We start from the raw sequence: 2,443 nt of genomic DNA on the forward strand, positions 1-2,443 counted from the left end.
AGCCGGACACACCCTAGCGCGGGGGCTTCTCTTTGGCCCAGCATCTCCGGTGTGCTGGGCCTTGCTTCTTTCAGCCGGACTGGAGGCCCTTATGGCATACCTTACGATCGCTGGCTGGCTCATCACCCTGGCCCTCATCCTGGCAGGCTGTGCGCCCAGCCGCACCACGCCCCCGGTCACAGCGCCGCCTATGACCGTGCCGCCCGTCGTGACCCCGGAGCCTACCCCTACCCCCACGCCGGAGCCTGCGCCTGTGGCCCCGACGCCTACTCCTGTCCCGCCTGCGCCACCTGTCGTCACCGGGCCTGTGCTCACCATCATCCCGAACCACCTGATCGTGGCGACCCCTGACCCGATGGGGTACGGCGCTATGGCGATCCAGATTCGGCTGGCTGACCCGAACGGCACCGTCCGCGTGCGGATGCGCGCGCCGGACGGTAGTTACCCCGTCAACGAGGGCGGTGAGCATGGGCGGCTGGTCTCTCCGACTGGCGGCGGGGTGGGCCCGTTGCCTCCCGGCAGCTCGTTCGAAGTACTCGACGGCGACTGGTTCACGTTCGCCCGGTACCAGTAATGGGCCGCGCTCATCAGCTCCTGCTCAGCGCGGCCTTGCTCCTGCCAGTCGCGGCCCTGGCAATCAGCACCCTGTCTGCGCCGATGCCTGCCTGCCGCCTGCAGGTCATTCCCGACTACGATCTCAAATTTGCCTACCAGGCAGTGCTGCAACCTTCACCCGGCTGCCGTGAAGACGATGTGCTGCGGGTGCGCAAGTCCAGCACGACCAGCGTCAAACGGAACGGCGCTCGGTATCAGCCGATCAAACCAGACGGTACGGCCCTGTATGGCGGCCAGTACAGCTGGCGCCTCGGCAAACGCGTTTTCGGTGTTCCGACCTCGGAACTGTGGATCATCAATTCCTGGCGCTGGGAATACTGGGACCCGGAGGTCTGGAACCCCCGCACGCAACAGAAAGGCCGCTGGGCCGCTGGGGAGGTGCTGCGCGACCTCGTGTATGCCTTTTCGCACGACCTGCGCACACCGCTGCTGGCCAACGGCATGAACATGCGCTCGGCACTGGCTGGCGCTTACGGCGAATTGCCCGCCGAGTACCGTGCCAACCTGCAAAACGGCCTGGCCGCCAACGAGACCCTGCTGGCGCTGGCCGACCAACTCCTGCTGGTCGCCAAGTACGAGAGCGGCGAGAACGCGCAGGACGACACCCAGAGCGTGAACCTGCGCGACCTGGTGGTCAGCGTGCTCAGTGACCTGAAACCTCGCGCACAGGCGAAAGCCCTCACCTTCGACACGGCCCTGAGTGGCGTCACGGTGCAGGGCCGCAAGCACGACCTGCGCCGCGCCGTGCAGAACCTGCTGGACAATGCCGTGAAGTTCAGCCCGCCGGACGGCACGGTGTGGGTGACCCTCAGCGCCGAGTACGATGAAGCGGTGTTGACGGTGAGGGATCAGGGCCGGGGCGTGAGTGCCGAGCAGCAGGCCCGCCTGTTCCAGCGTTTCCGGGGGAGCGGGGCGGGCAGCGGCAGCGGTCTGGGGCTGTACCTGACGCGCCGGATTGCCGAAGCGCACGGCGGCAGCGTCCGTTACCACCGCCGCGCCGACGCCCGCAGCGAGTTCACCCTGACCTTGCCCCGGGGAACACCATGACCGAGAAGACACGCATCCTGCTGGTGGAAGATCACGTCTTCACCCGTGACGGCCTCAGAACCAGCCTGAACCTGGAACCCGACCTGCACGTGACCCTGGAAGCCCGCAGCGGCGAGGAGGCCCTGGAACTGCTCACGCACCACACGGTGGACGTCGCAGTGGTGGACATCGGCCTGCCCGGCATGGACGGCATCGAGACCGCCGCACAGATCAAACGCCGGTGGCCCGAGACCCGCATCGTCATGCTCACCGCCCACAACCTGCGGGAGGAAGTGTTCGCCTCACTGGCCTCCGGGGCGGACGCCTACTGCCTGAAAAGCGACAAGCCGGCCCTGCTGCTGCTGGGCATCCGTTCGGCAGCCGCAGGCAGCGCCTACCTCGACCCGCAGGTGGCCCACCACGTCCTGGGCGGTGTCCGTGCCCCGGAAGCGGGTTCGCCCCTGACGCCCCGTGAACTGGACGTGCTGCGCCTGATTGCCGACGGGCAGGGCAACAAGGAAATCGCCGCTGCGCTGGAGGTCAGTGTGGGCACGGTGAAACTGCACGTGCAGGAAATACTGGTGAAATTGCAAGCCTCAGACCGCACCCAGGCGGCGGTGAAAGCACTCCGGCAGGGACTGCTGTAGCGAGCGTTCAATCATTTCAGATAGTTTCGGAGTGCTGCGAAAACAACGACGGGCATTTTGAATGAATAGTTCGGACAGTGTAACTGCTCAGCACGAGAAGTCGAGTTTGGGTAAGACGCCACGAAAAACGTCAACTAAGCCAGTCCAAATGGATA

At 65.7% G+C, this 2,443-nt stretch carries 3 protein-coding genes; all 3 read left to right on the forward strand.

Going from position 1 to position 2,443, the window contains the following annotated elements; translation table 11 throughout:
• Positions 1-91: 91 nt before the first annotated feature.
• The 3 genes from QZ269_RS12740 to QZ269_RS12750 are packed head-to-tail and all read left to right on the forward strand — an operon-like array spanning position 92 to position 2,288.
• Entirely contained in the window at positions 92-574 is a 483-nt protein-coding gene (locus QZ269_RS12740) for a hypothetical protein (protein WP_291427074.1), read from the forward strand.
• Entirely contained in the window at positions 574-1,662 is a 1,089-nt protein-coding gene (locus QZ269_RS12745; protein WP_291427075.1) for a sensor histidine kinase KdpD, read from the forward strand. Before QZ269_RS12740 ends, QZ269_RS12745 begins: the two co-directional genes overlap by 1 nt.
• Complete coding sequence (locus tag QZ269_RS12750; RefSeq protein ID WP_291427076.1) at positions 1,659-2,288, forward strand: response regulator transcription factor; 630 nt, start codon at positions 1,659-1,661, stop codon at positions 2,286-2,288. The genes QZ269_RS12745 and QZ269_RS12750 overlap by 4 nt, the downstream gene beginning before the upstream one ends.
• Positions 2,289-2,443: the final 155 nt, after the last annotated feature.

The sequence above is a fragment of the Deinococcus sp. genome, from assembly GCF_018260405.1.
GTDB lineage: Bacteria > Deinococcota > Deinococci > Deinococcales > Deinococcaceae > Deinococcus.